This is a genomic window from Pseudonocardia pini (assembly GCF_013870575.1).
GTDB lineage: Bacteria > Actinomycetota > Actinomycetes > Mycobacteriales > Pseudonocardiaceae > Pseudonocardia > Pseudonocardia pini.
Genome location: NZ_JACBXB010000462.1, coordinates 1 through 4424, shown reverse-complemented (window position 1 = coordinate 4424; position 4424 = coordinate 1). Strand labels below are relative to the sequence as shown.

General features: G+C 71.5%; 6 protein-coding genes. All 6 read left to right on the top strand.

The genetic code is table 11. From position 1 onward, the window contains the following. A partial coding sequence (locus tag H5J29_RS22330) for an AMP-binding protein (protein ID WP_181782999.1) occupies positions 1-1138 on the top strand: 1138 nt, incomplete at its 5' end. Beyond that, the gene (locus H5J29_RS22325) at positions 1135-1947 is read left to right on the top strand and encodes a ferritin-like domain-containing protein (protein ID WP_246394152.1); all 813 of its coding nucleotides are present in this window, start codon (positions 1135-1137) and stop codon (positions 1945-1947) included. The genes H5J29_RS22330 and H5J29_RS22325, both read left to right, overlap by 4 nt. After that, on the top strand, positions 1944-2357 hold the full coding sequence (locus H5J29_RS22320; protein ID WP_181782998.1) for a PaaI family thioesterase: 414 nt from the start codon (positions 1944-1946) through the stop codon (positions 2355-2357). The genes H5J29_RS22325 and H5J29_RS22320 overlap by 4 nt, the downstream gene beginning before the upstream one ends. Next, complete coding sequence (locus tag H5J29_RS22315) at positions 2354-2617, top strand: acyl carrier protein (protein WP_181782997.1); 264 nt, start codon at positions 2354-2356, stop codon at positions 2615-2617. Before H5J29_RS22320 ends, H5J29_RS22315 begins: the two co-directional genes overlap by 4 nt. After that, positions 2614-3450 carry an SAM-dependent methyltransferase gene (locus tag H5J29_RS22310; protein ID WP_181782996.1) on the top strand — a complete coding sequence of 279 codons (837 nt, stop codon included), beginning with the start codon at positions 2614-2616 and terminating at the stop codon, positions 3448-3450. Before H5J29_RS22315 ends, H5J29_RS22310 begins: the two co-directional genes overlap by 4 nt. Then, positions 3447-4259, top strand: a complete 813-nt coding sequence (locus H5J29_RS22305) for an acyl-ACP desaturase (protein ID WP_181782995.1) — start codon at positions 3447-3449, stop codon at positions 4257-4259. The genes H5J29_RS22310 and H5J29_RS22305 overlap by 4 nt, the downstream gene beginning before the upstream one ends. The last annotated feature ends 165 nt before the right edge of the window (positions 4260-4424 follow it).

The window sequence follows — 4424 nt, the reverse complement described above, 5'->3', positions numbered from 1 at the left end:
TCCCGAGGCCGAGCCCCGTGCGGTCGACCCGGCGAGCCCGGCCGTCCTGCAGTTCACCTCCGGCAGCACCGCCGACCCGAAGGGCGTGGTGCTCAGCCACTCGAACGTCCTGGCCTGCGCGGAGTCGATCACCGAGGCGATCGCGCTCGGCCCTGCCGACGCGCACGCCTCCTGGCTGCCGCTCTTCCACGACATGGGCCTGTTCGGCACCCTCACCGGGATCTTCACCGGGATCCCGGTGAACCTGTGGAACCCCACCGCCTTCGTGAAGGACCCCGCCCGCTGGCTCGCCGAGTTCGCCGCCACCCGCTCCACGATCTCGACCATGCCGAACTTCGCGTTCGACGCCTTGCTCGACACCCCGCCCCAGGACCTCGACCTCAGTGCCTGGCGGGTCTGCTTCAACGGCGCGGAGACCATCCGCGCGGAGTCGCTCAGCGCCTTCGCGGAGCGTTTCCGGCACAACGGGTTCCGCGCCGAGGCGATGACGCCCGGGTACGGCATGGCCGAGGCCACGCTGGTCGCGACGCTGCCGCCGCTCGGCCGCGCCCCCGTCGTCGAGTCGGTGGATCGGGACGCCCTCGCACGGGGGGAGCTCGCGGCGGGGACCAAGGAGGTCGTCGGGCTCGGGCGGGCGGTGCCCGGCATGGAGATCCGGATCGCGGACGGCCCGGTCGGCGAGATCCAGCTCCGTGGCGCCGCCGTGACCAGCGGATACCTGCGGGGTCCCCAACCCTTCACCGACGACGGCTGGCTGCGGACCGGCGACCTGGGCTGGCTGCGCGCGGGCGAGCTGTTCTTCGCGGGCCGCGCCAAGGAGATGATCACCGTCCGCGGGGTGAACACCTACCCCGCGGACGTCGAGGCGGAGGTCTCCGGCGTCCCCGGCGTCCGTCGTGGACGGTGCGTGGCGCTGAGCCGCCTCGAGCCCCACGAGCACGTCGCCGTCGTCGTCGAGACGGCCCTCCCCGCGGCGGAGCACGACGCCCTCCGCGACGCCATCGCCGCGCGGGTCCGCCGCGCGCTGGGCCTGTCGGCGCTGACGGTCCACCTGACCACACCCGACTCCCTCCCGCGCACCACCAGCGGGAAGCTGCGCCGCCTGGCCACGGCGGCCCTGATCGAGAGGTCACCATGACCATCCCGGGCATGGACGCCATGCACAGCCTGGACGTCTTCCGCCACTACGACCGCAGCCACTGGAAGCTCGACCAGCTCGACCTGACCGGCATCGACCGCAGCCTCGTGAGACCCGAGCACGTCACGCTCGTGAAGAGCGCGGTGATGGGCGAGTCCAACGTGATCGCCGCCGTGCACGGTTTCCTCAACGAGTTCGCGGACGACTACGACTTCTCCGCCTTCGCCGTCATCTGGGGCTACCAGGAGGTCCAGCACCACTACGCCTTCACCTCGTGGCTGCAGGCCGTGGGCGAGGACGTGGACTCCCGCGCCGTCGCGGCGATGCGGGCGCCCTACGAGCCGGGCTCGACGCCGTCGGCGACCCTGGCGACCAACATCATCTCCGAGCTGACGGTCAACCACGTCTACCGCGCCGTCGCGGGCTGGGTGCAGGAGCCGGTGCTCGCCGACCTGCTGCTGCGTGCGAGCCGGGACGAGGCGGGGCACGCCCGCGAGTTCCGGCACTTCGCCGCGCAGCGCCTGGAGCAGCACCCGGGCGAGCTGGCCAGTGTTCTCGAGACGCTGTACTTCTACACGAGCGACGACACGATCAAGCACCCCGTGAGCGTGTTCAAGTCCGGCCTCGACGCGCTCGACGGGCACGAGACCATCGACACCGGCTTCCAGCTGTTCCTGGACCGGCTGGCGGGCACCGGCGAGCTCGACGAGCTGCAGGGCAAGATCCGCAAGACCTTCGGTTCGCTCACCGACCGCGACCTGTCGACCAACGGCAAGGTCCGACGGGCGCTGGCCGAGGCTCTCGGATGACGATCGCGCTCCCGTGGCGTGACCACGCCTGTTTCGGTTGTGCGCCAGGGAACCCACACGGTCTGGGGCTGACGTTCGAACGCACCGGTGACGCGCTCTGGACCGACTTCGACCTCGGCCACCACTACGAGTCCTACCCCGGGGTGGTGCACGGCGGGATCGTCGCGCTGATCTGCGACGAGACCATGGGCAACCTGATCGTCCTCCGTGACGGCTCGCCTGCGGTCACCACCAGCCTGCGGATGCGCTATGTCGGGACCGTCCATGTCGGACTCCCCCACCGCGTCACCGCCCGCCTCGTCACGGAGAGCGCTGAGCTCGTCAAAGCCGCGGCCGAGGTCACCGATGCCCACGGCGACCTCGTCGCCGGCGCCACCGCCACCTACCACCCACTCAGGAGTGAGTCATGACCGCCAGCCCAGACCTGATCACGGCCCAGATCACCGACTCCGTCCGCGCCATCGTCGCCGACGTGCTCTCCGTCCCCGCCGACGAGCTGTCCACCGACACCGACCTCCGCGAGGTCGAGGGCGCCGACTCGATCAAGGTCCTGCGCCTGATCGCCCGCATCGAGCGCGAGTACGACGTCGAGCTCGAGGACGAGGACGTGTTCGGGGTGAGCACCATCGCCGAGGTCGCCGACGTGGTCCGGAAGGCCCTGGACCAGTGACGACCGTCGAGCACCCCACCAACCAGCACTACGACCTCGACCCGCGGGTCTTCGGCCTGTTCCTCGACGAGTCCCGCAAGTACAGCGCCGGCTACTACGACACCGGCACCGAGAGCCTCGCCGACGCCCAGCGGCGGAAGATGAACCTGGTCGCCGACCTGGTCCACGTGGACGACCGCTCCCGCGTCCTGGACGTCGGGTCCGGGTGGGGCGCGCTGGTCCTGCACCTCGCGGGCGTCCGTGGATGCACGGTCACCGGGATCAGCCCCGCACCGCGCCAGCGCGAGTTCGTGGAGGGGCGGGCCCGCCGGCGTGGGCTCGCGAACCGGGTCCGGATGGTCACCAGCCCGTTCGAGACGGCCGAGGAGCTGCCCCGCGGGCTCGACGCCGTGACGGCGCTGGGGTCGGTCGTGCACATGTCGGACCTGCCCGCCGTGTTCGCCAAGGCCCGCGGCCTGCTGCGGCGCGACGGCCGGATGTACGTCAGCGAGTCCTGCTTCCGCAACCAGGCCATCCGCGCGCGCTTCGACCGCGTCGACGGCACCGACTTCGTCCGTGAGGCGATCTTCGGCAACGGCGAGCTGCGGCCGCTCTCCGAGCTGGTCGCCGCCGCGGAGGACGCCGGCTTCTCCGTGGAGACGACGGTCGACCTCACCCGGCACTACCACCGCACGATCGAGCAGTGGATCGAGAACGTGCAGGCCAACGCGGCGGCGCTGAACCGCATCCAGCCCGGCATCGCGGCGCGGCTCGAGCACTACCTCGACGTCTCCAACACCGGGTGGGGCTACACGACCAAGCACTACGCGCTGGTGCTCAGGAACGCGCGGTGAACGGGCTGCTGACGGCGGCGCAGCTCGCCCCGGCCGTCGACACCTACCTCGCCGCGACCACACCGGAGCGCCGCTGGGACGCCGAGACCTCCTTCGCCTGGGCCGCGGCGGACGCGGACCGGCTCACCGAGGGCCAGCGCTCCGCCGTGGAGTTCGTGACGCTCATCGAGGACCACCTGCCCGGGTACTTCGACGTCTACCACCGACACTTCCCGGTCGACGACACCGTGGAGCCGGAGGTGTTCGCCCACAACCGGGAGCTCTACCACTTCACGGTGCGCTGGGCGTCCGAGGAGGACACCCACGCCCGCGCGCTGGCCCGCTACCAGCGCGAGTCCGGCATGGGGGTGCCGACCGCCGCCGTCCTGCCCCGTTTCGAGCTGCCCTACGACCATCCCGTGCAGTTCTTCGCGTACGCCCTGGTCCAGGAGAAGGCCACCCAGATCTACTACCGCCAGCTCCGCGCGGTGGTCGACGAGCCCGTGCTCACCGACGTCCTGACCCGGTTGTCGCGGGACGAGGCACGGCACTTCACGTTCATGGCCGACGTCGTGGCGCGATACCTACGACACCACGGCGACGCCGTGGTCGAGCCGATCCGGGACGTGGTCGCGACGTTCCGGATGCCCCTCGCCGACACCCTGCGCGGGTACTGGCGATGGGCCCTGAAGATCGCCGACACCGCCCGGTACGACCACACCGACGCCTACGACAGCCTGATCCAGGTCCTGGACCGGGCCACGGCGGCGCGGACCGACAAGCTCGACGAGCTCATGGCCTTCGTGGCCGCCGCCCGCACGGTGGGGTGAGCAGCGGAACCCGCCGCCCCACGGCCCGCGCTCACCAGCGGCGGTGCAGGCGGTCCCGCCACGGTCGGCCGTCCGGGTCGTAGAGCATCCGGTAGGCGGGGACCGCCCACAGCCTGGTGGCCCGCGAGAGCTGCTCGGGCTCGTGGTGGCGGAGGTGGCCGGGCG

Coding starts and splice junctions, on each gene's coding strand:
- H5J29_RS22325 (WP_246394152.1), top strand. CDS start 1,135: ATGACCATCCCGGGCATGGACGCCATGCACAGCCTGGACGTCTTCCGC.
- H5J29_RS22320 (WP_181782998.1), top strand. CDS start 1,944: ATGACGATCGCGCTCCCGTGGCGTGACCACGCCTGTTTCGGTTGTGCG.
- H5J29_RS22315 (WP_181782997.1), top strand. CDS start 2,354: ATGACCGCCAGCCCAGACCTGATCACGGCCCAGATCACCGACTCCGTC.